The organism is Janthinobacterium sp. MP5059B (genome assembly GCF_001758645.1).
Taxonomy (GTDB): Bacteria; Pseudomonadota; Gammaproteobacteria; order Burkholderiales; family Burkholderiaceae_D; genus Janthinobacterium; species Janthinobacterium lividum.
Genome location: NZ_LRHX01000004.1, coordinates 276,490 through 296,139, shown reverse-complemented (window position 1 = coordinate 296,139; position 19,650 = coordinate 276,490). Strand labels below are relative to the sequence as shown.

The following is a 19,650-nucleotide window of genomic DNA, read 5'->3' as shown; positions in this document are numbered from 1 at the left end:
TGGCGTCCCCAAGGGGATTCGAACCCCTGTACTCACCGTGAAAGGGTGATGTCCTAGGCCTCTAGACGATGGGGACCTGTGCTGGCTTTACTCTCAGCGGACTCTTCGTTGAAGGCTTTGCTTAGCCCCTCAAAAAAGCGTGCGCGAAGTTTAACACGAAGCGATTCACGAAATCAACTGCTGGCCTTCTTATTTTCCACCTTTTTGCATCCCCCTTCCCTATGGAAACAAGATGATGGCAGGAAGATATGCAAAGCAACAGCGCGCCAGGCATGCAGGAAAAACCGCGCCAACCTCCCGGCGCGGCAAAAGCACTCCTTAGCGCAAGATATCGTCCGTACTGGTGATACGCACATCATGCATCTGGTTCAGATACGCCTCCAGATAGCCCTTGTGGGATGCGCCGACGATGACCAGCACGCGCATGCCCGGGCGCGCCGCCATGATTTCGCGGATATTCGACGCCATGCGCAAGTTGCGCACCTCCCAGGAGGCGACGTAGTTGCGGCCATAACGCTGCGGCGAAGGCTCTTCGAGCGCCGCGCCAAAATCGCCGCGGAAGGCCAGATCCGCCTCGGCGCGTCCGTTATAGGCACGATAGATCGCCAGCACACCGGCAGGCGTCGTCAATTGTTCCTCAAACCCGGCATGGATGCGCTTGCGCTCGGCCGAAAAGGAGTTATTCCAGGCCGCCCTGATCGCCTTGGCATACGCCTTTTCATCGTCAACAGGCATATCGGACGTATGGTCATCCATGCCATGCACCCGCTCGTGCCCGCTCTTCGCTGCCAGCACGGCAGCGATCTGATAGCTCTCGTTGCGCTGCATCAGCAGGGAATTGAGGTTTGCGGCCAAGGGCTCGCTCACGCCGTCACCGGCGCGCCGCTCCTCGACAGGCAGACGCAGCCACTGCACCAGCGCCGATGCGCGCTCGCCACCGGCCAGGAACAGGGAGGCCAATGTACGCCGCTGCGCGGCAGACGGCGCCGCCGGCCAGGCGGCCAGCAAACCCTCCGCCTGCGCCGTGGCCGCGACCACATCGAGCCCCGTGGCGGCCCGCGCGACGGAAGTGTCATAGCAATACACCTTCACCGTATCGCCATAGCGCTGCGGATAGGCGCGCAGGTAAGCACACTGCAAACCGGAAAGCGCCTCGATCGCGATCGCATCCGGCCGCCAGTCCGCCAGACGCTCGTTGAGCAAGCTCAATTGAGACGGATCAAACGATTTTGGCAATTGCGCCAAATGGGGCGAGCCGAGCACCAGCACGTCATTGAACGGGCCCTTTTGCAACTTCAGCGCACCGGGATCAAATTTCGCCGCAGGCGGCGCCTCCGTATGCGCGGGAACGTGCATAACGGCGGCAAGAAAAAAACTGGCAAATACGCGGTGCATCCTGTCTCCTCAATGTGATGGTCCATTTTTTATCAGTAGGCTTGATGCAATCAAGCCGCCTGCCAAATGTAACCACTCCGCAAATCACTGTCAGTTATATCCATGCAACCAATAGGCACAAAAAAAGCCGCCGAGGCGACTTTGAATATCTTGTGACTTATATGCTATTGAAGGAGGTTGACGGAAAATGTTTCGGAAATAAAAAAAGCCGCTCGAGGCGACTTTGATTTATTCACTACCTTACCTACCAGTTTCTGCGCTGTTGGTGGAGGTAAGCGGGATCGAACCGCTGACCTCTTGCATGCCATGCAAGCGCTCTCCCAGCTGAGCTATACCCCCGTTGGTGCAGAAACAAGAGTATAGCAAAGAAGTTTCACTCTGCAAATACCCTTTTTCGTCTATGAGCAACTTTTCATAGGGGCGGTTTCCGCACTCTCTTTTACGACGATTTAATCGCGATGCTTACAACCACTTTGCCAGGCGCGCCAGCACGGTGTCGCGGCCGAACATCACCACTACCTGGTCGATGGCCGGGGTCTGCAACTGGCCCGTCAGGATCAGACGCAAAGGCATGGCCAGCAGCGGCATCTTGATGGTGTTGGCGGCCAGCACTTCCTTGATCATGGCGGCGACGGCTTCCTTGCTCCACTCCACCGTGGCGATACGCTCGGCAAACTGCGCCAGCACGGGTTTGATGGCATCCGTGATGTGCTGCGCGACCAGTTCCGCTTCCGGCTGTGGCTCGCGGAAGAACAGCATCGAGGCGGCAGCCAGTTCATTGACCGTGTTGGCGCGCTCCTTCATCATGCCCAGCACTTGCGCCAGGTCCGGCGCGCCTTCGAAGACGGCGCCGGCGGCGGCCATTTGCGGGCGCGCCAGGTCGGCCAGACGCGTGTTGTCGGCCTGCTTGATATAGTGGTTGTTCAGCCAGGCCAGTTTTTCATTGTTGAACTGGGCCGCCGATTTCGACAGATGGTTCAGGTTGAACCACTCGCAGAACTGCTCGGTCGAGAACACTTCATCGTCGCCATGGCTCCAGCCCAGGCGCGCCAGGTAGTTCAGCATCGCTTCCGGCAGGAAGCCTTGCGCCGGATAATCCATCACGCTGACGGCGCCATGGCGCTTCGACAGCTTTTCGCCGTCCGCACCGAGGATCATCGGCAGGTGGCCGTACAGGGGCAGCGGTGCGCCGATGGCGCGCAGGATGTTGATCTGGCGCGGGGTGTTGTTGACATGGTCGTCGCCGCGGATCACGTGCGTGATCTGCATGTCCCAATCGTCGACGGCCACGCAGAAGTTGTACGTCGGCGTGCCGTCCGGGCGGGCGATCACCAGGTCGTCCAGTTCGCGGTTCGAAATCGTGATCGTGCCCTTGACCACGTCATCCCACGTCACGTCGCCATCGAGCGGATTCTTGAAGCGCACGACGGGCTTGCGGTCGGCAGGGATGGCCGGCAGGGTCTTGCCCGGTTCCGGGCGCCAGGTGCCGTCGTAGCGCGGCTTTTCGCCAGCGGCGCGCATGCGCTCGCGCATCGCTTCGACTTCTTCCGGCGACGAGTAGCAGTGATATGCAGTGCCTTCGGCCAGCATCTGTGCCACTACCTCGCGGTAGCGGTCCATGCGCTGCATCTGGTAGAACGGGCCCTCGTCGTGGTCCAGGCCCAGCCACTTCATGCCTTCGATGATGGCTTGCACGGCTTCCGGCGTGGAACGCTCCACGTCCGTGTCTTCAATGCGCAGCACGAAGGTGCCGCCGAAGTGGCGGGCATACGCCCAGCTGTACAAAGCGGTGCGGGCGCCGCCCAGGTGCAGATAGCCGGTCGGGCTGGGAGCGAAACGGGTACGGACGGGAGTAGCGGTTGTGGTCATCGAAGTAATCAGGCTTGAATAAGTAAAACGCCATTTTACTCTGTTGACCGCCGCCGCTCCACAAGCGCCGTCACAGCTGCAGCAGCCGCCTTTTCACTTCACCCGCCTGCGCATGCAGCGCCTGCTCGAACAGGGCGACAAGTTGCGACAGGGGCCGGTGCAAAGGCTTCACGAGATTCACCGTGAACGGCAGGGACACGGCGAAGCGGCGGATCTGCAAGCCCTGCCCCGCATAGTCGAGGGCCGTGAGCGGATTGACGATGGCCAGGCCCACGCCTTCGCGCACCATCGCGCACACGGAGGCGGCGCTGTGCGTGTCGAGCGCCATGCGCCGCTCCACGCCCGCCTGCGCGAAGATGGCGTCGATCTGCTGGCGGTAGGGGTCGACGGCGGCCAGGCTGATGAAAGGCTGGCCCGCAAAATCGGCCGGCTGCAGCACGGTCTTGCTGGCGAGCGCATGGCCGTCCGGCAGCACGCACACTTCATCGACGGACATCAGGGTGTCGAGCGCCGTGCCCGGCGGCGCATTGCCCACTTCCGTCAGGCCGATATCGTGCCGCTGCGCCGACAACCACTCTTCCAGCAGCGGCGACTCCTGCGGCGTGATGCTGATGCTCACCTTGGGAAAATCGGCGACGAAGCGCTTGCACGCCTGCGGCAGCAGCGACTGGGAAAACACGGGCAGGCAGGCGATCGACAACTGCCCCTGGTCGAACTGGCGCAGGGCCGCCGCCGTGCTGACGATGCGCTCGAGGCCGAAATATGCGCGCTGCACTTCCTCGAACAGCTGCAGCGCCTGGGCCGTGGGACGCAGCCGCCCCCGCTCGCGCTCGAACAGGATCAAGCCCGTCAAATGCTCGAGGCGCGCCAGTTCGCGGCTGACGGTGGGCTGCGACGTATGCAGCATGGCGGCGGCGGCCGTCACGCTGCCCGTCGTCATGACGGCGCGGAAGACTTCGATATGGCGCAGGGAGATAGTCATGGCCATATCATAAATGAATAAGGTAGGCCTAAATAGATATTTTATGTTTACAAAGAAAACCCGCATCATGGCCAGCATCGTAGGTCGGATTAGCGGGCAAAGCCCGCGTAATCCGACGCCACCCATCATATGACAAAGACCACACCATGAAACCAGTGCCAGACGCCACCCTCGCCCAACTCGCCCAGGAACACGGCACCCCCCTGTGGGTGTATGACGCGGCCACCATCCACGCGCGCGTGGCGCAGCTGGCGCAGTTCGACACCGTGCGCTTCGCGCAAAAGGCCAACTCGAACATCCATCTGCTGACCTTGATGCGCGAAGCGGGCGTGCACGTGGACGCCGTGTCGCTGGGCGAGATCGAGCGCGCGCTGCAGGCAGGCTTTACGCCGGCGCAAACGAACGGCGCCGCCGGCGTGGTCTTCACCTGCGACCTGTTCGACCGCGCCACACTGGCGCGCGTGGCGGCGGCGAAGATCGAAGTCAATTGCGGCTCCGTCGACATGCTGCGCCAGCTGGGTCCCGTGTCGCCCGGCCACCGCGTCTGGCTGCGCATCAATCCAGGCTATGGTCATGGCCACAGCAACAAGACCAATACGGGCGGCGAAAACAGCAAGCACGGCATCTGGCATGAAGAGCTGCCGGAGGCGCTGGCCGTCATCCGCGCACATGGCCTGCACCTGGTGGGCCTGCACATGCACATCGGCTCGGGCGTCGACTACAGCCACCTGGAAACCGTCTGCGGCACCATGGTCGACCTGGTCAAAAACATGGGCCACGATATCGAAGCCATTTCCACGGGCGGCGGCCTGTCCGTGCCCTACCGCGAAGGCGAGCAGCCCGTCGACACGGACCACTACTTCCAGCTGTGGGATGCGGCGCGCAAGCAGATCGAGGCGCACCTGGGCCATCGCGTGCACCTGGAAATCGAACCGGGCCGCTTCCTCGTGGCCGACGCGGGCTTGCTGGTGGCCGAAGTACGCGCCACCAAGCAAATGGGCGGCAACCACTTCACCTTGCTCGATACGGGCTTCAATGAACTGATGCGCCCGGCCATGTACGGCAGCTACCATGAAATGTCGGTGATCGCGCATGACGGCCGCGCGCTGGACACGCAACACGCCACCGTCGTCGGCGGCCCCCTGTGCGAATCGGGCGACGTGTTTACCCAGCGCGATGGCGGCGTGGTGGAAACCCGGCAGCTGCCGGCAGCACAGGTAGGCGACTACGTCGTGTTCGAGGGCGCGGGCGCGTATGGCGCGTCGATGTCGTCGAACTACAACAGCCGCCCCCATGCGGCGGAATACCTGGTCGACGGAGAACAATCCCGCTTGATCCGCCGCCGCCAGACGGTGGCCGAACTGATCGCGCTGGAACAACTCTAAAACCGCGCCGCGTGCGGGCATGCGCATCTGCTAACATCGGGGCAACTCGATGAAAGCCCGCCATGCCCGCCCAAGCACTCCCCTTCCGCAGCGCCACCCGGCTGCTGCTGCCCCTGCTGCTGTCCGCCGTCCTCGCCGGCTGCGCTTCACTGCCTTCGCTGGAGAGCCGCACTCCCTCCAGCGTCATCACCGATACGGCACATACCCAGCTGGCCACGGCCATTGCGCCCATGGCGGCGCAGCATCCGGGCGTGTCCGGCATTTATCCGCTGGTCGATGGGCGCGACGCCTTTGCCGCGCGCGCCCTGCTGGCCGCCGCCGCCCAGCGCAGCCTGGACGTGCAGTACTACATCTGGCACAAGGACATCACGGGCACACTGCTGTTCGACGCCCTGCGCCAGGCAGCGGAGCGGGGCGTGCGCGTGCGCCTGCTGCTCGACGATAACAACACGGCGGGCCTGGACCAGACCTTGAGCATGCTGGGCAAGCAGCAGAATCTGGAGATCCGCCTGTTCAACCCATTCATTCCCCGCGCGCCGCGCGCACTGGCCTTTGCCGCGGATTTTTCCCGCCTCAACCGGCGCATGCACAACAAATCGTTCACGGCCGATAACCAGGCCACCATCGTCGGCGGACGCAATGTGGGCGATGAATATTTTGGCGCGGCCGGCGATGTGCTGTTTGCCGACCTTGACGTGCTGGCCATCGGCCCCGTCGTCGACGACGTGTCGCAGGATTTCGACCGCTACTGGAACAGCGCCTCTGCCTACCCGGCCAGACTGCTGCTGACCAGCCCTGTCGAGGGCGACGCGGCCACCATCGCCGCCGAAGCGGACCGCATCGACGATACCAAGGCGGCCGAGGAATACGTGCAGGCGCTACGCACCTCGCCCTTCGTCAAGCAGATGATGGAACGCACCCTGCCCTTCGAATGGGCCAAGACGCGCATGGTCAGCGACGACCCGGCCAAGGTGCTGGACAAGGCCCGGCCAGGCACGGGCGTGGCGGACAACCTGCAAAACCTGCTGGGTGTGCCGGAAAAGGAAGTGGACCTGGTGTCGCCGTATTTCGTGCCCGGCAAATCGGGCACGCAAGCCTTTGCCGACCTGGCAAGAAAAGGCGTGGGCGTGCGCATCCTGACGAATGCGCTGGAAGCGACCGACGTGGCGGCCGTGCATGCCGGCTATGCGAAGTGGAGAAAGCCGCTGCTGGAAGCGGGCGTGCTGCTGTACGAGTCGCGCCGTTCGTGGGAACGGGGCGATGCGCGCGAACAGCCGGGCCGCTTCGGCAGCTCCGCATCGAGCCTGCATGCAAAGACCTTTGCCGTCGACGACCGGCGCATCTTTGTCGGCTCGTTCAACTTCGATCCGCGCTCGATCGAATTGAACACGGAAATGGGCCTCGTCATCGACAGCCCCGCGCTGGCCAGCCAGCTGGGGCAAGCCATGCGCACCACGATCCCGCAGCGCGCCTACCAGGTGCTGCTTGGCGACGATGGCGCGCTGTACTGGCTCGCGCGCGACGCCAGCGGCGCCACCACGCGCTACGACACGGAACCGGGCACCAGCGTGTGGAAGCGCATGGGGGTGGCGATTCTGTCGGTGCTGCCGATCGACTGGCTGCTGTAAGCGGCTTGACCAACGATGTTGTCGGATTACGCGGCTTCGCCGCTAATCCGACCTACCGCACCGCTTCCGTCAACACCCGCCCTTCCGACGCCGATGGCTGGCGTATGCGCAGCAGATGGGCCAGGGTTGGCGCGATGTCGACCACTTCCGCGTACTCGCCATACGCGCCCGGTTTGATCCAGCGCGGGCCGAAGACCATCAGCGGCACATTGGTGTCATAGGTATACGGCGTGCCATGCGAGGTGCCGCCGCTGCCCTTGCCGAAGTACCAGGCAGGCTTTGTGACGACCATCAGGTCTCCCGACAACTGGCGGTTCCAGGCGCGGCGCATCAGGGTGTCCATGCGCGTGGCGACGGCTCCCGCTTCCATCTGCGTGCGCGTGTAGACTTGCGCCAGGCCGTCCTGCTGCAGCAGGAAGCGGGCCGCCGCGTCTTCCAGGGCGGCGCGATTGACGCCGCTCTTTTCCGCCAGCGCGTAATCGAGGTAGATATTCGGCAACGACGACGCCGTCACCAGCTTATCGATGCCCAGGTTTGTCGCCAGGTGCAGGTTCAAGCCATCGACAAGTTTGGCGCCATCGATGCGCTTGGCCGAGAAGCCGCGCGTTTCGGCAAATTCCGGCACGTTGGCAAAGCCATGGTCGGCCGTCAGCACCACCAGCACATTATCCATGCCGACTTTTTTATCGAGGTCGGCAAAGAAGCCGGCCAGCATGCGGTCCAGGCGCTGCAGGTGGTCGTGCGACATCTTGCTTTCCGGGCCGTAGGCGTGATTCACATAATCGTGCGCGGACAGGCTCACGCCCAGGATATCGGGCACGCCGGCCGGATTGCGGCCCAGGTTCTCGCCATCGATGGCGGCACGCGCGAATTCCAGGGTCAGTTCATCGAGGAAGGGGCCGGACTTCAAGCGGCTGTAGTACTCGCCATCGAGCTTGCCGCTGTCGCTGTAATAGGCGAACGGGAAGGTGTTGCGCGTGCCCGGCTTGGCCGCCACAAGGTCATCACGGGCGTCCCGCGCATAGGCCGAATCGGCCAGCAGCGGCGTCCAGCTCTTGCCATAGTAGCGGTCCTGCGGTTTGGCAGCCTGGTAGCGCTGCACCCATTGCGGATGCTGCTGCATGTAATAGGTGCTGCTGGCGAAATTGCCCGTCTTTTCCATGTACATATAGGCCGTGCCCGTTTTCCCGGCCAGCAGGATGGCGCCCCGGTCCTTGCCGGACACGGTGACGACCTTGGCCTGGTCGCCCGTGGAATAGCGCAGCTCATCGCCCAGGGTGCTCACGCGCAGTTTCGTCGGCGCCGTGCCGTCGTCGGGCTGCGTGTCTTCGCCGATGTAATGGAAATTGCCATCTTCGGTGCAATACACGGATTTTTTCGTGACGGGATCGATCCAGTTATTGCCGATCACGCCATGCTGGTACGGATAGGCACCCGACAGCACGGCCGAGTGGCCGATGGCGGTGACCGTGATGCCATGCGCCTGGTGCGCATCGCTGAACCACGCGCCCTGCTCCAGCAGACGGCGGAAACCGCCCTGGCCGAACTGGTCGCGGTAGCGCGTCACCTGCTCTTGCGGCAAGCCGTCCACCACCAGCACCACCACCAGCTTCGGCTGCGCCGCGGTATTGGGAACCGCCTTGGCCGCATGCGCCTGGCACGCCGCCACGCCAGCCACCAGCAGCAGCGCCTGCGCCAGTTGCCGGGAAAGGGAGAAATGTTTCGTCATATCCGCTCATCAAAAGTTAGGCCACCGGGCAGCATACGCCGACTATATGACGCAATGATGACAAAAAGCAATACCATAAAAAAGGCCGGGCGCCATCGCTGGAACCCGGCCTTTGCCGAAACAGATGAAAATGCCGGACTTACTTGACCGTCACCTTGATGCTTTTGCTCAATTCCGGCCCATACGACTGGTGCGCGCCGTTGGCGAACTGCATGGTCAGGGTGTACTGGCCCGGCGGCAAGGTGACGTCCGTTTCCGTCTGTCCTTTGCCGAAATGCAAATGCTTGTCATCCATGGGTATCATTTCGCCCGCCTTCATCGGCCCCATATTGATGAGCAAATGATGGTGGCCCGTCTTTGCCGTCATGTCGCCGGCCGGCTTGACGTCCATGCCGCTGACGGCGAACTTGACCTTGAACGGGCTCGTCACTGTCGCGCCATCGACGGGCTCGACGAACGAGACGGATTGCGCAAACGCGCTGGCGGCCAGCAGGCTGCCGGCGATTACGGCTGCGGCTTGGCGCAGGAATACGGTGGTCAATTGCATGATGTCTCCTCTTGTTTAATAACAACACGGACTGCATGAAACCATATTCCTGCTGACACTGGCGCATGGGAGCGCCACATCCGACGTTTAATCGTTCTTGATGACGATGCTAGGGAACTTGCTCGTCATATCCTTTGCCTTTTCCGCCACCTTGATCGCGATGGTGCGGGCGATCTGCTTGTAGATCACGGCGACGGGGCCTTCCGGCTCGGCCACGACGGTGGGCGTGCCCGAATCCGTCTGCTGGCGAATCGCCATGGTCAGCGGCAAAGCGCCGAGGAATTCCACGCCGAAGTCCGCGCACATCTTCGCGCCGCCGCCGGCGCCGAAAATTTCTTCCGCATGGCCGCAGTTCGAGCAGATGTGCGTGCTCATGTTTTCCACCACGCCGAGGATAGGAATGCCGACCTTCTCGAACATTTTCAAGCCCTTGCGCGCGTCCAGCAGCGCGATGTCCTGCGGCGTCGTGACGATGACGGCGCCCGTGACGGGCACTTTCTGCGACAGCGTCAACTGAATGTCGCCCGTGCCTGGCGGCATATCGACGATCAGGTAATCGAGGTCGCGCCAGTTGGTCTGGTCCAGCAATTGCTGCAAGGCTTGCGTGACCATCGGGCCGCGCCACACCATCGGTTCGTCCGGATCGATCATGAAGCCGATCGACGACACTTGCAGACCGTGGTTTTCCATCGGCTCCATGCTCTTGCCATCCAGGGTCTTCGGCTGGCCGCTGATGCCCAGCATCATCGGTTGCGACGGGCCATAGATATCGGCGTCCAGCATGCCGACGGTGGCGCCTTCGGCTGCCAGGGCCAGGGCCAGGTTGACGGCCGTGGTCGATTTGCCAACACCACCCTTGCCGGAAGCGACGGCAATGATATTTTTCACGTTGCTCATCGGCTTCAAGCCGCGCTGCACCGTGTGCGAAATGATTTTTGACGACACGCCCACACTGACATTACCCACGCCCGGCAGCACGCGCAGGGCGGCCAGCACGGACTTGCGGATCAGGTCGATCTGGCTTTTCGCCGGATAGCCCAGCTCGATGTCGAGGGAAATGTCATCGCCATCGACTTTCAGATTCTTGACTGTTTTACTGGAAACGAAATCTTTATGTGTATTTGGATCAATAACCTGGGCCAGCGCGGCCTTGACGTCTTCTACTGTGATGCTCATGTAAATCTCCGTGTGTACTACATATGTGCAATACGCGCAGTCTAGCGCAAATTTGCAGGGCGCGATGGCGGCAAAAGCAGCACTTGCCGGCGCTGCATCTGCTCATATTGCCTTTCCGCTGTTAAAATGTCCTATTATCCATCCCAAAAGTGCATCAATCATGACTCGCAAGCTGTTCGTCACCACTGCCCTGCCTTACGCAAACGCCGCTTTTCACATTGGCCACATCATGGAATACATCCAGGCTGATATCTGGGTCCGGTTCCAGCGAATGCAACGCGATGGCGCAGCTGGCCGTGAAGTGCACTTTGTGGGCGCCGACGATACGCATGGCACGCCCATCATGATCGCCGCCGAAAAGGAAGGCATCACGCCGCAGCAATTCGTCGCCAATATCGCCGCCGGCCGCGCCCAGTACCTCGATGGTTTCCATATCGCCTTCGATAACTGGTACTCGACCGATTCGCCGGAAAACGTCGACCTGTCGCAATCGATCTACCGCAAGCTGCGCGATACGGGCCTGATCGTCACGAAAACCGTTGACCGCTTCTTCGATCCGGTCAAGGGCATGTTCCTGGCGGACCGCAACATCAAGGGCGAATGCCCGAAATGCGGCGCCAAGAACCAGTACGGCGACAATTGCGAAGTGTGCGGCGCGGCCTACCAGCCGACCGACCTGGTCAATCCGTTCTCCGTGTTTACCAATGCGACGCCCGTGATGAAGCCGTCGGAACAGTATTTCTTCAAGCTGTCCGACCCGCGCTGCTTCGAATTCCTCAAGGATTGGCTCAACACGCCAGGCCGCTTGCAGCCTGAAATGGTCAACAAGGTCAGCGAATGGCTGGGCGAAGCGGGCGAAAAGCTGGCCGACTGGGATATCTCGCGCGATGCGCCTTACTTCGGCATCCCGATTCCCGATGCGCCGGGCAAGTTCTTCTATGTGTGGATGGACGCGCCCGTCGGCTACCTGGCCAGCCTGAAAAACTATTGCGACAAGAAAGGCCTCGATTTTGACGCCCTCTTGAACGACCCGGCCACGGAACAGATCCACTTCATCGGCAAGGACATCGTTTCCTTCCATTTGCTGTTCTGGCCCGCCATGCTGAAATTTGCCGGCCACCCGGTGATCGACAAACTGAAAGTCAATGTGCATGGCTTCCTGACGGTCAACAACGAAAAGATGTCGAAGTCGCGCGGCACGGGTATCTCGCCGCTGCGCTACCTGGACCTGGGCATGAACCCGGAATGGCTGCGCTACTACATCGCCTTCAAGCTGAACTCGAAAGTGGAAGACCTGGACTTCAACGGCGACGACTTCGTGGCCCGCGTGAACAGCGACCTGATCGGCAAATACGTGAACATCGCCAGCCGCTGCGCCGGCTTCATCGCCAAGCGTTTCGACGGCAAGCTGGCATCCACGCTGTCGGAAGGCGCGCAAAGCTGGATCAACCGCGCGCTGACGGTGGACGTCAACGGCGTCATCGTCGAGCGCCAGGCCAGCATCGCCGCGCACTTCGAGAACCGCGAATTCGGCAAGGCCTTGCGCGAGATCATGGAAATCGCCGACATCACCAACCAGTATGTCGATGAAAACAAACCGTGGATCCTGGCCAAGGACGCGGACAAGACGGCCGAACTGCACGACGTGTGCACCACGGCCCTGATCCTGTTCCGCCAGCTGACGATCCTGCTGTCGCCGGTCCTGCCGGGCGTGGCCAAGAACGTGGCCTCGTTCCTCAACGACGCCGAGTTTACCTGGGCCGACACGCAAGTGTTCGGCGACGCCGTCTCGAATAGCATGCTGGGCCGTACCATCGGCGCCTACAGCCACTTGATGACGCGCATGGATGCGAAGATGATCGAAGCGCTGTTTGACGCGCCGCAAGCGGCCGCTGCCATCGCCGCACCGGCTGGCGACGCCGCGAACGACGCCGCAGCGGTCGCTGAAACACCGGCCTCCGCCATCGAGGATCTTGCGCCCGAAATCAAGATCGACGACTTCCTCAAGGTCGACTTGCGCATCGCCAAGATCGTCAACTGCGAGCTGGTGCATGGCTCCGACAAGCTGCTGCGCCTGACCCTGGATGCGGGCGAAGGCCGCTTGCGCAATGTCTTCTCCGGCATCCGTTCGGCTTACCAGCCGGAAGAGCTGGTCGGCAAGCTGACGGTGCTGGTGGCCAATCTGGCGCCGCGCAAGATGAAGTTCGGCATTTCGGAAGGCATGGTCATGGCCGCCTCCGCCGCCGACGAAAAGGCGAATCCGGGCATCTACATCCTGAACCCGTGGCCAGGCGCCGAACCTGGCATGCGCATCCGCTAAGCCCCCCACAAGGACCGATGATGAATATCGTGGTGCGCGAAGCAACGAATGCCGATGCACAGCTGATGGCCGAGCTGACCCGCGCCGCGTGGGCCGGCAAGGTGGCAGCCTCGTCCAGTGGACACCACGAGACGGCCCAGCAGGTGGAAGAGCAATTGCGCCACGGCGGCGGCTTTCTGTTGCTGATCGACGACATTCCCGCCGGTTCGCTGCGCTGGATGCCGCTCGACAGCGACCCCGCCATCTGGAAGATTTCGCGCATGGGCGTGCTGCCCGCCTACCGGGGCAGCCACGTTTCGCAGCACTTGCTGGAAGCCATCATTCATCACGGACTGTCGTGCCAGGCCGAGGAATTGCGCCTGGCCGTGCGGCGCGACCAGCGCAAGCTGATCGATTTTTATGCGGCCTTCGAATTCGACCTGGCCGAAGAACTGGAATATTCGCACGCCAACCCCGCCGAACCGGCACCGATGGTGATGCGGCGTTTGTTGCGTTATTGATTTTTAGCAATTTCGCCCCTGGACTTGCCGATACAACAACCCGCCAAGCGGCACGGCGCGGTAAAATACGGCCGGCTGACCTTACCGATAAGACACTCAGAAGAGAATATGAAACTGCCTGCAAAACACAACAACTACGTATCCGACCACACCTTGTTCATCGCTGAGCTGAAGGCCAAGAATCCTGGCATGGAAGCGGGCCAGCAAGCGGGCCGCGCCCTGCTGTGGGACAAGCCGGCCGTCAGCATCGATGAGCAGGAACGCCAGCTGGCGTCGGCCGTCAAGCAACAGGCTTACGTTTACCAGAACAAGAACTAAGATCTGGAACCGGCACGATGTTGCCTGAAGAGTCTGCAGTCACGCCGGAAGCCGATGCTCCCGGCGCCGGCGCAGTCATCGAGTCGCCCGAACCTGTCGCTGAAGGCGACGGCAGCGGCGACCCTGCAACAAAGGTAACGGACGCGGCGCCCGCCGCCGACCCGCTGGGCATCGCCCGCCTGTATGGCGAGCCGATGATGCGCATGCCGACGGATTTGTACATTCCGCCGGACGCGCTGGAAATCTTCCTCGAAGCCTTCGAAGGCCCGCTCGACTTGCTGCTCTACCTGATCCGCAAGCAAAACTTCAACATTCTCGATATTCCGATGGCGCAGGTAACCCTGCAATATCTGAAATATGTCGACCAGATCCGCGTGCGCAACCTGGAACTGGCCGCAGAATACCTGTTGATGGCCGCCATGCTGATCGAAATCAAGTCGCGCATGCTCTTGCCTTCGCGCAAGAGCGACGTTGAGGAAGATGGCGGCGACCCCCGTGCCGAACTGGTGCGCCGCCTGCTCGAGTACGAGCAGATCAAGCTGGCCGCCTACGACCTGAATGCCATCCCGCAGTTCGAGCGCGATTTCGTGCGCACGCAGATCTTCATCGAGCAAAGCCTGACGCCCACCTGGCCCGACGTGGAACCGGTGGATTTGCAGCAGGCGTGGCTCGACGTGCTGAAACGCGCCAAGCTGACCCAGCATCACCGCATCAGCCGCCAGGAACTGTCCGTGCGCGAGCACATGTCGAGCATCCTGCGCCACTTGCAATCGTCGCGCTTCGTCGAATTCAGCGAGCTGTTCGACATTGCCGGCGGCGTGCCCGTAGTGGTGGTCAACTTCGTGGCCCTGCTGGAACTGGCCAAGGAAACCCTGATCGAAATCACGCAGGCAGAACCGTTTGCCCCCATCTACGTCCGGCTGGCGTATTCGCCCGCCTGATATCCTTCCCTTTGTCACTGACCACCGTACAACGGGGTTTTAGCGAAAGCAATCCATGAAAATTATTTCCGACATCGAAGAATTGCGCGACCAGCTCAGCGGACAGCTGCGCACGGCGTTCGTCCCCACCATGGGCAACCTGCACGAAGGCCATCTGTCGCTGATGCGTCTGGCGCGCAAGCATGGCGACCCCGTCGTCGCCTCGATCTTCGTGAACCGCCTGCAATTCGGCCCGAACGAAGACTTCGAGAAATATCCGCGCACCATGGCGGCCGACATCGCCAAGCTGGAAAAGGAAGGCGTGTACGTGCTGTTCGCGCCCACGGAAAAGGAACTGTACCCGGAGCCGCAGGAATACCGCGTGCGTCCGCCCGATGACCTCGGCAATACCCTGGAAGGGGAATTTCGCCCCGGCTTCTTCGAAGGCGTATGCACGGTCGTCACCAAGCTGTTCTCGTGCGTGGGTCCGCGCGTGGCCGTGTTCGGCAAGAAGGATTACCAGCAACTGATGATCATCCGCAACATGGCGCGCCAGTTCGCGCTGCCGACGGAAATCATCGCCGCCGAAACCTACCGCGCAGACGATGGCCTGGCCTTATCGTCGCGCAATATGTATCTGTCTGAAAGTGAACGGGCGGAAGCGCCGGAACTGTTCAAGGGCCTTAATTTCGTCGCCGAGGAAGTGCGCAAGGGTAACCTGGCCGTCGCTGAACTGGAACAGGCCAGCATGCAGCTATTGAACAGCCGCGGCTGGAAATCGGACTACATCGCCGTGCGCAAGCGCGCCAACCTGCAGGCGCCAAACGCCGCCGAACTGGCCGCCGGCGAACCGCTGGTGGTGCTGGCTGCCGCCAAGCTGGGCCAGACCAGACTCATCGACAACCTGGAAATTTAAGCGCCATCTCCAAGCGTCACCTCGACGGGGCCATTCGGCCCCGTTGCTTTTTCTTACTTCTCCATCCCCACCAGCTTGAGTTCCGCAAACAGCGGCTTGTTGCTGCCGCGTGCCGCTTGCAACATGTCATAGCTGGCCGCATCGAGCACGATTTCCTCTCCCGCCCACAGCTTGCGCTGGTGCGCAGGCAGCCTCAGGCTGCGCAGGATGGCCCGGACCTGGGCCGGATCGGCCGCCAGCAGGCGGATGGCGCGCGCATGGCGCTGCGTGCCCGTGAGTATCGGCAAGCCGCCCTCCGGGCCATTCTGGCTCAGGCTGACATAATCATGGCCGCCCACGCGGTGCAGATATGCATGCCGGCCATCAGCTTCGACAGGCAACGGCGCGGCCGGTTCCTGCATTTCGACAGACGCGACAGGCGCAACGGCGGTTTGTTCAAGGCTCACGCCACAGGCCGCCAACAGGGCCGTGCTCAGGGCAAAAAATAATACGGGTGCTCGGCGCATCGTGCGCTCCTTCTTGTCGGGGTCGGGGACAGAGGTGGAATACTGCAGCGATCATGGGCCAAATTATTTGACGTGTAAAGTTAACTTTAGGAAATATTTCATTCCTTTGCGCAATGACTTATGCTCGGCGGGATCTTGCCTGTCCATATCAACCTGGCCGAGAACAATTGTTAATGAAATTTGCACACTGAAACCATCATCACCATCTTTATCCATGAACCAATAAAGATCACAATGGCTGCACTGGCTCGCAGCGATAGCATGCGGGCTTCCCACCACGACAGGAGAGCAGCCATGAACACCACATCCCCCCCCGCCAAGGTCGCCATCGTCACAGGTGCTTCGCGCGGCATCGGCGCGGCCATCGCCCGCCGCCTGGCACGCGACGGCATGCAGGTCGTCATCAATTACGCCAGCGGCAAGGATGCGGCGGATGAGCTGGTGGCGGCCATCGTGGCCGGCGGCGACGCCGCCATCGCCGTCCAGGCCAACGTGGCTGATGCGGGCGAGGTGCAAGCGCTGTTCGATGCAGCAGAAGCAGCTTTTGGCGGCGTCGACGTATTGGTCAACAACGCCGGCATCATGCCGCCCATGCTGCCGGCCCTGGCCGACACGGACGACGCCACCTTCGACAGCCTGTTCGCCATCAACGTCAAGGGCAGCTTCAACACCATGCGCCAGGCGGCGACGCGCTTGCGCCACGGCGGCAGCGTGGTCAACTTCTCCACCAGCGTGATTGGCCTGGCCCTGCCCGGCTATGCCGTCTACGGCGCCACCAAGGCGGCCATCGAGACGATGACGAATATCTTTGCCAAGGAATTACGCGGCAAGAACATCACCGTCAATGCCATCGCCCCCGGCCCCACGGCCACCGCCCTGTTCTTGAACGGCAAGACGGAAGACACGATACAGCGCATGGGCAAGATGGCGCCCCTGGAACGGCTGGGCACGCCGGACGACATCGCCGCCGCCGTGGCTTTCCTGGCAGGACCGGATGGCCGCTGGGTGAATGGACAAACGTTACGCGCGAATGGCGGTCTGGTCTGAGTTTTTTGCGGACAAAAAAAACGCTGCCAATTCGCACTGGCAGCGTTTTTTTTGATAACGGTCAAACCTGGATTAAGCGCCGGCTTTTTCCAGCTTCTCGAAAATCTTGTTCAGCTTTTCATCGAGGGTCGCGGCCGTGAACGGCTTGACGACATAACCGCTGGCGCCAGCTTGCGCGGCGGCGATGATGTTTTCTTTTTTCGCTTCGGCGGTCACCATCAGCACGGGCAGCTTGGCCAGTGCCGGATCGGCGCGGATATGCTGCAGCATCGTCAGGCCATCCATGTTTGGCATGTTCCAGTCCGAAACGACGAAATCGTACGATTCCGCGCGCAGCTTGGCCAGGCCCATCACGCCGTCTTCCGCCTCATCGACGTTGGCATAACCCAGTTCCTTCAACAGATTCCGGACAATGCGGCGCATCGTCGAAAAATCGTCAACGACTAAAAATTTCATCTTTGGATCAGCCATGAATAACTCCGTTGTTTCTGTAGCGGTTTGTTAATAATATCGACATGAATGCCGACATTATGGTCGACACTACGGCAGCAAGTTGTAGGATAGCATTTTCGTTGCTTTTAGGCGAACAAACTTGCCTCAGATCATATAAAACGTGGCTTACACGCGCAAAGCACGCATGCCATGCGCAGCCAGGTGTCCCAGCACCATGCCAGGCAGCGCCGTCAAAGCGCCGACCTCATGCGTAGCACCGACAGCGATCGCCTCGCGCGGCATGCCGAACACCACGCAACTGGCTTCATCCTGCGCAAAATTATACGCTCCTGCGGCCTTCATCTCCAACATGCCTTGCGCGCCATCCTTGCCCATGCCGGTGAGGATCACGCCGACGGCATTTTTACCGGCCGATTGCGCGGCCGAACGGAACAGCACATCAACCGACGGGCGGTGGCGGTTCACCGGCTCGCCCTGGTCGATCTTGGTCATGTAATTGGCGCCGCTGCGCGTCAGGGTCAGGTGCGAATGGCCGGGCGCGATATAGGCGTGGCCCGGCAGTACCCGTTCGCCGCCTGCCGCTTCCTGCACCGAGATCTTGCACAGCGAATCGAGGCGGCGCGCAAACGAGCGTGTAAAGCCTTCCGGCATGTGCTGCGTGATCAGGATGCCGGGGCAATCGGAAGGCATCTGCATGAGAAATTCGCGGATCGCTTCCGTGCCGCCTGTGGACGCGCCCACGATGATCAGCTTTTCGCTCGACGTCAATGGGCTGCGCAGCGCAGGCAGCGGTGCAGCCACCTTGTCGCTGGCCGACGGCAGGGTGCGCGCGCGGATGCGCGCCTTCGAGGCGGCGCGGATCTTGTCGGCGATCATGTCCGTGTACTCGCGCATGCCGCTCTGGATGGAGATCTTCGGCTTGGTGACGAAATCGACGGCGCCCAGTTCCAGCGCGCGCATGGTGATTTCCGAACCGCGTTCGGTCAGCGACGACACCATCAATACCGGCATCGGACGCAAGCGCATCAGCTTTTCCAGGAAATCGAGGCCATCCATCTTCGGCATCTCGACGTCGAGGGTCAGCACGTCGGGGTTGGTCTGCTTGATCATCTCGCGTGCCACCAGCGGATCGGGCGCCGCGCCCACCACTTCCATGTCGGGCTGGCTGTTCACGATTTCCGTCATCACGCTGCGGATCAGCGCCGAATCATCCACGATCAATACTTTGATCTTCATAGTTATCCTTCCAGGCCTTGCGGCCCTTCTTCTTTATTAAATTAGTACACCGGACAAAACCATCGCAGGCCGCAAAGAACGGCGCGCAGCAGGCTTGCTCTGGCGTTATCAGAACAGTTCGACCTCGCCGCCCACCGGCGCAACTTTCAAACGGCTGGCGTAATCGAGTTCGCGGCGTACCAGCGTATCGTTATGCGTCTGCATCAGCTTTTTCACCAGCACCTTGCCGCTGCGGGGGAAAAAATACACCTTGCGCGGGTGGATGTCGTTCAGGTCTTCCGCCACCACGCGCATCTTTTCCGCCTTCAGGTAATTGATGACGAAGGCCGCATTGCGTTCGCCCACGTTGATCGCCGTGAAGCCGCGCAGCACGGCGCCGCCGCCGAACACTTTCGCTTCCATGTTCTCGCGCCGCGCACCGGCCTTCAGCAAATCGTTGATCAGGATTTCCATGGCGTAGGTGCCATAGCGCATCGACGCGGAAATCGGGCTATTCGGATCGCTGCCGCCATCGGGCAGCATGAAATGGTTCATGCCGCCCAGGCCCGTGACGCGGTCGCGGATGCAGGCCGAGACGCAGGAGCCGAGCACGGTGACGATCAGCATGTCCTTGTTGGTAAAGTAATACTCACCAGGCAAGATCTTGGCGGCGTCACAATTGAACGTCCTGTCGTAATAGACGTTAGTGGCAAATTGCTCTTTGGATTCCAGGCTCATATTTCA

General features: G+C 61.4%; 18 protein-coding genes and 2 tRNA genes. 8 read left to right on the top strand and 12 right to left on the bottom strand.

Going from position 1 to position 19,650, the window contains the following annotated elements; translation table 11 throughout:
• From JAB1_RS03670 to JAB1_RS03650, 5 genes are all read right to left on the bottom strand, one after another.
• A tRNA-Glu gene (locus JAB1_RS03670) sits at positions 1-76 on the bottom strand.
• 242 nt (positions 77-318) lie between these two features.
• Positions 319-1,395: a DUF5694 domain-containing protein gene (locus JAB1_RS03665; protein ID WP_070278828.1), complete on the bottom strand. Its 1,077-nt coding sequence runs from the start codon at positions 1,393-1,395 to the stop codon at positions 319-321.
• Between the two features lie 263 nt (positions 1,396-1,658).
• Positions 1,659-1,734 (bottom strand) — tRNA-Ala (locus JAB1_RS03660).
• A 123-nt stretch (positions 1,735-1,857) separates the two neighbouring features.
• On the bottom strand, positions 1,858-3,264 hold the full coding sequence (gene gltX, locus JAB1_RS03655) for a glutamate--tRNA ligase (RefSeq protein ID WP_070278826.1): 1,407 nt from the start codon (positions 3,262-3,264) through the stop codon (positions 1,858-1,860).
• A gap of 70 nt (positions 3,265-3,334) precedes the next feature.
• The gene (locus JAB1_RS03650) at positions 3,335-4,246 is read right to left on the bottom strand and encodes a LysR family transcriptional regulator (protein WP_070278866.1); all 912 of its coding nucleotides are present in this window, start codon (positions 4,244-4,246) and stop codon (positions 3,335-3,337) included.
• A 146-nt stretch (positions 4,247-4,392) separates the two neighbouring features.
• On the opposite strand from JAB1_RS03650, the gene lysA reads away from it, so the two are divergent.
• Together lysA and JAB1_RS03640 are read left to right on the top strand one after the other, a co-directional pair.
• On the top strand, positions 4,393-5,631 hold the full coding sequence (lysA, locus tag JAB1_RS03645; protein WP_070278824.1) for a diaminopimelate decarboxylase: 1,239 nt from the start codon (positions 4,393-4,395) through the stop codon (positions 5,629-5,631).
• A 62-nt stretch (positions 5,632-5,693) separates the two neighbouring features.
• Entirely contained in the window at positions 5,694-7,259 is a 1,566-nt protein-coding gene (locus JAB1_RS03640) for a phospholipase D family protein (RefSeq protein WP_070278823.1), read from the top strand.
• A 52-nt stretch (positions 7,260-7,311) separates the two neighbouring features.
• Here the strand turns inward: JAB1_RS03640 and JAB1_RS03635 are convergent, their stop codons facing one another.
• From JAB1_RS03635 to apbC, 3 genes are all read right to left on the bottom strand, one after another.
• The gene (locus JAB1_RS03635) at positions 7,312-8,988 is read right to left on the bottom strand and encodes an alkaline phosphatase family protein (protein WP_070278822.1); all 1,677 of its coding nucleotides are present in this window, start codon (positions 8,986-8,988) and stop codon (positions 7,312-7,314) included.
• Between the two features lie 139 nt (positions 8,989-9,127).
• The gene (locus tag JAB1_RS03630; RefSeq protein WP_034778045.1) at positions 9,128-9,535 is read right to left on the bottom strand and encodes a DUF4399 domain-containing protein; all 408 of its coding nucleotides are present in this window, start codon (positions 9,533-9,535) and stop codon (positions 9,128-9,130) included.
• An 87-nt stretch (positions 9,536-9,622) separates the two neighbouring features.
• The gene (apbC, locus tag JAB1_RS03625) at positions 9,623-10,711 is read right to left on the bottom strand and encodes an iron-sulfur cluster carrier protein ApbC (protein ID WP_034758315.1); all 1,089 of its coding nucleotides are present in this window, start codon (positions 10,709-10,711) and stop codon (positions 9,623-9,625) included.
• A gap of 160 nt (positions 10,712-10,871) precedes the next feature.
• Between apbC and metG the strand changes: the two genes are divergently transcribed.
• The 5 genes from metG to panC all read left to right on the top strand — a co-directional run bounded on the left by metG (position 10,872) and on the right by panC (position 15,685).
• Entirely contained in the window at positions 10,872-13,031 is a 2,160-nt protein-coding gene (metG, locus tag JAB1_RS03620; protein ID WP_070278821.1) for a methionine--tRNA ligase, read from the top strand.
• 20 nt (positions 13,032-13,051) lie between these two features.
• Complete coding sequence (locus JAB1_RS03615; protein ID WP_034778216.1) at positions 13,052-13,531, top strand: GNAT family N-acetyltransferase; 480 nt, start codon at positions 13,052-13,054, stop codon at positions 13,529-13,531.
• 108 nt (positions 13,532-13,639) lie between these two features.
• The gene (locus tag JAB1_RS03610) at positions 13,640-13,849 is read left to right on the top strand and encodes a DUF3460 family protein (protein WP_034778041.1); all 210 of its coding nucleotides are present in this window, start codon (positions 13,640-13,642) and stop codon (positions 13,847-13,849) included.
• A 17-nt stretch (positions 13,850-13,866) separates the two neighbouring features.
• Entirely contained in the window at positions 13,867-14,790 is a 924-nt protein-coding gene (locus JAB1_RS03605; RefSeq protein WP_070278820.1) for a ScpA family protein, read from the top strand.
• Between the two features lie 55 nt (positions 14,791-14,845).
• Positions 14,846-15,685, top strand: coding sequence for a pantoate--beta-alanine ligase (panC, locus tag JAB1_RS03600; protein WP_034778037.1), 840 nt, complete (start codon positions 14,846-14,848; stop codon positions 15,683-15,685).
• A 53-nt stretch (positions 15,686-15,738) separates the two neighbouring features.
• Here panC and JAB1_RS03595 read toward each other — a convergent pair whose 3' ends face one another.
• Positions 15,739-16,191 carry a hypothetical protein gene (locus JAB1_RS03595; RefSeq protein WP_139144204.1) on the bottom strand — a complete coding sequence of 151 codons (453 nt, stop codon included), beginning with the start codon at positions 16,189-16,191 and terminating at the stop codon, positions 15,739-15,741.
• Positions 16,192-16,485: 294 nt separating this feature from the next.
• Between JAB1_RS03595 and JAB1_RS03590 the strand changes: the two genes are divergently transcribed.
• Positions 16,486-17,238 carry an SDR family oxidoreductase gene (locus tag JAB1_RS03590; protein WP_070278819.1) on the top strand — a complete coding sequence of 251 codons (753 nt, stop codon included), beginning with the start codon at positions 16,486-16,488 and terminating at the stop codon, positions 17,236-17,238.
• A gap of 72 nt (positions 17,239-17,310) precedes the next feature.
• Here the strand turns inward: JAB1_RS03590 and cheY are convergent, their stop codons facing one another.
• The 3 genes from cheY to cheD all read right to left on the bottom strand — a co-directional run bounded on the left by cheY (position 17,311) and on the right by cheD (position 19,644).
• Positions 17,311-17,709, bottom strand: coding sequence for a chemotaxis response regulator CheY (cheY, locus tag JAB1_RS03585; protein ID WP_010396677.1), 399 nt, complete (start codon positions 17,707-17,709; stop codon positions 17,311-17,313).
• A 147-nt stretch (positions 17,710-17,856) separates the two neighbouring features.
• Positions 17,857-18,927, bottom strand: coding sequence for a chemotaxis response regulator protein-glutamate methylesterase (locus JAB1_RS03580; protein WP_034778028.1), 1,071 nt, complete (start codon positions 18,925-18,927; stop codon positions 17,857-17,859).
• Positions 18,928-19,035: 108 nt separating this feature from the next.
• The gene (gene cheD / locus JAB1_RS03575) at positions 19,036-19,644 is read right to left on the bottom strand and encodes a chemoreceptor glutamine deamidase CheD (protein ID WP_034758343.1); all 609 of its coding nucleotides are present in this window, start codon (positions 19,642-19,644) and stop codon (positions 19,036-19,038) included.
• Positions 19,645-19,650: the final 6 nt, after the last annotated feature.

Coding starts and splice junctions, on each gene's coding strand:
- JAB1_RS03665 (WP_070278828.1), bottom strand. CDS start 1,395: ATGCACCGCGTATTTGCCAGTTTTTTTCTTGCCGCCGTTATGCACGTT.
- gltX (WP_070278826.1), bottom strand. CDS start 3,264: ATGACCACAACCGCTACTCCCGTCCGTACCCGTTTCGCTCCCAGCCCG.
- JAB1_RS03650 (WP_070278866.1), bottom strand. CDS start 4,246: ATGACTATCTCCCTGCGCCATATCGAAGTCTTCCGCGCCGTCATGACG.
- lysA (WP_070278824.1), top strand. CDS start 4,393: ATGAAACCAGTGCCAGACGCCACCCTCGCCCAACTCGCCCAGGAACAC.
- JAB1_RS03640 (WP_070278823.1), top strand. CDS start 5,694: ATGCCCGCCCAAGCACTCCCCTTCCGCAGCGCCACCCGGCTGCTGCTG.
- JAB1_RS03635 (WP_070278822.1), bottom strand. CDS start 8,988: ATGACGAAACATTTCTCCCTTTCCCGGCAACTGGCGCAGGCGCTGCTG.
- JAB1_RS03630 (WP_034778045.1), bottom strand. CDS start 9,535: ATGCAATTGACCACCGTATTCCTGCGCCAAGCCGCAGCCGTAATCGCC.
- apbC (WP_034758315.1), bottom strand. CDS start 10,711: ATGAGCATCACAGTAGAAGACGTCAAGGCCGCGCTGGCCCAGGTTATT.
- metG (WP_070278821.1), top strand. CDS start 10,872: ATGACTCGCAAGCTGTTCGTCACCACTGCCCTGCCTTACGCAAACGCC.
- JAB1_RS03615 (WP_034778216.1), top strand. CDS start 13,052: ATGAATATCGTGGTGCGCGAAGCAACGAATGCCGATGCACAGCTGATG.
- JAB1_RS03610 (WP_034778041.1), top strand. CDS start 13,640: ATGAAACTGCCTGCAAAACACAACAACTACGTATCCGACCACACCTTG.
- JAB1_RS03605 (WP_070278820.1), top strand. CDS start 13,867: ATGTTGCCTGAAGAGTCTGCAGTCACGCCGGAAGCCGATGCTCCCGGC.
- panC (WP_034778037.1), top strand. CDS start 14,846: ATGAAAATTATTTCCGACATCGAAGAATTGCGCGACCAGCTCAGCGGA.
- JAB1_RS03595 (WP_139144204.1), bottom strand. CDS start 16,191: ATGCGCCGAGCACCCGTATTATTTTTTGCCCTGAGCACGGCCCTGTTG.
- JAB1_RS03590 (WP_070278819.1), top strand. CDS start 16,486: ATGAACACCACATCCCCCCCCGCCAAGGTCGCCATCGTCACAGGTGCT.
- cheY (WP_010396677.1), bottom strand. CDS start 17,709: ATGGCTGATCCAAAGATGAAATTTTTAGTCGTTGACGATTTTTCGACG.
- JAB1_RS03580 (WP_034778028.1), bottom strand. CDS start 18,927: ATGAAGATCAAAGTATTGATCGTGGATGATTCGGCGCTGATCCGCAGC.
- cheD (WP_034758343.1), bottom strand. CDS start 19,644: ATGAGCCTGGAATCCAAAGAGCAATTTGCCACTAACGTCTATTACGAC.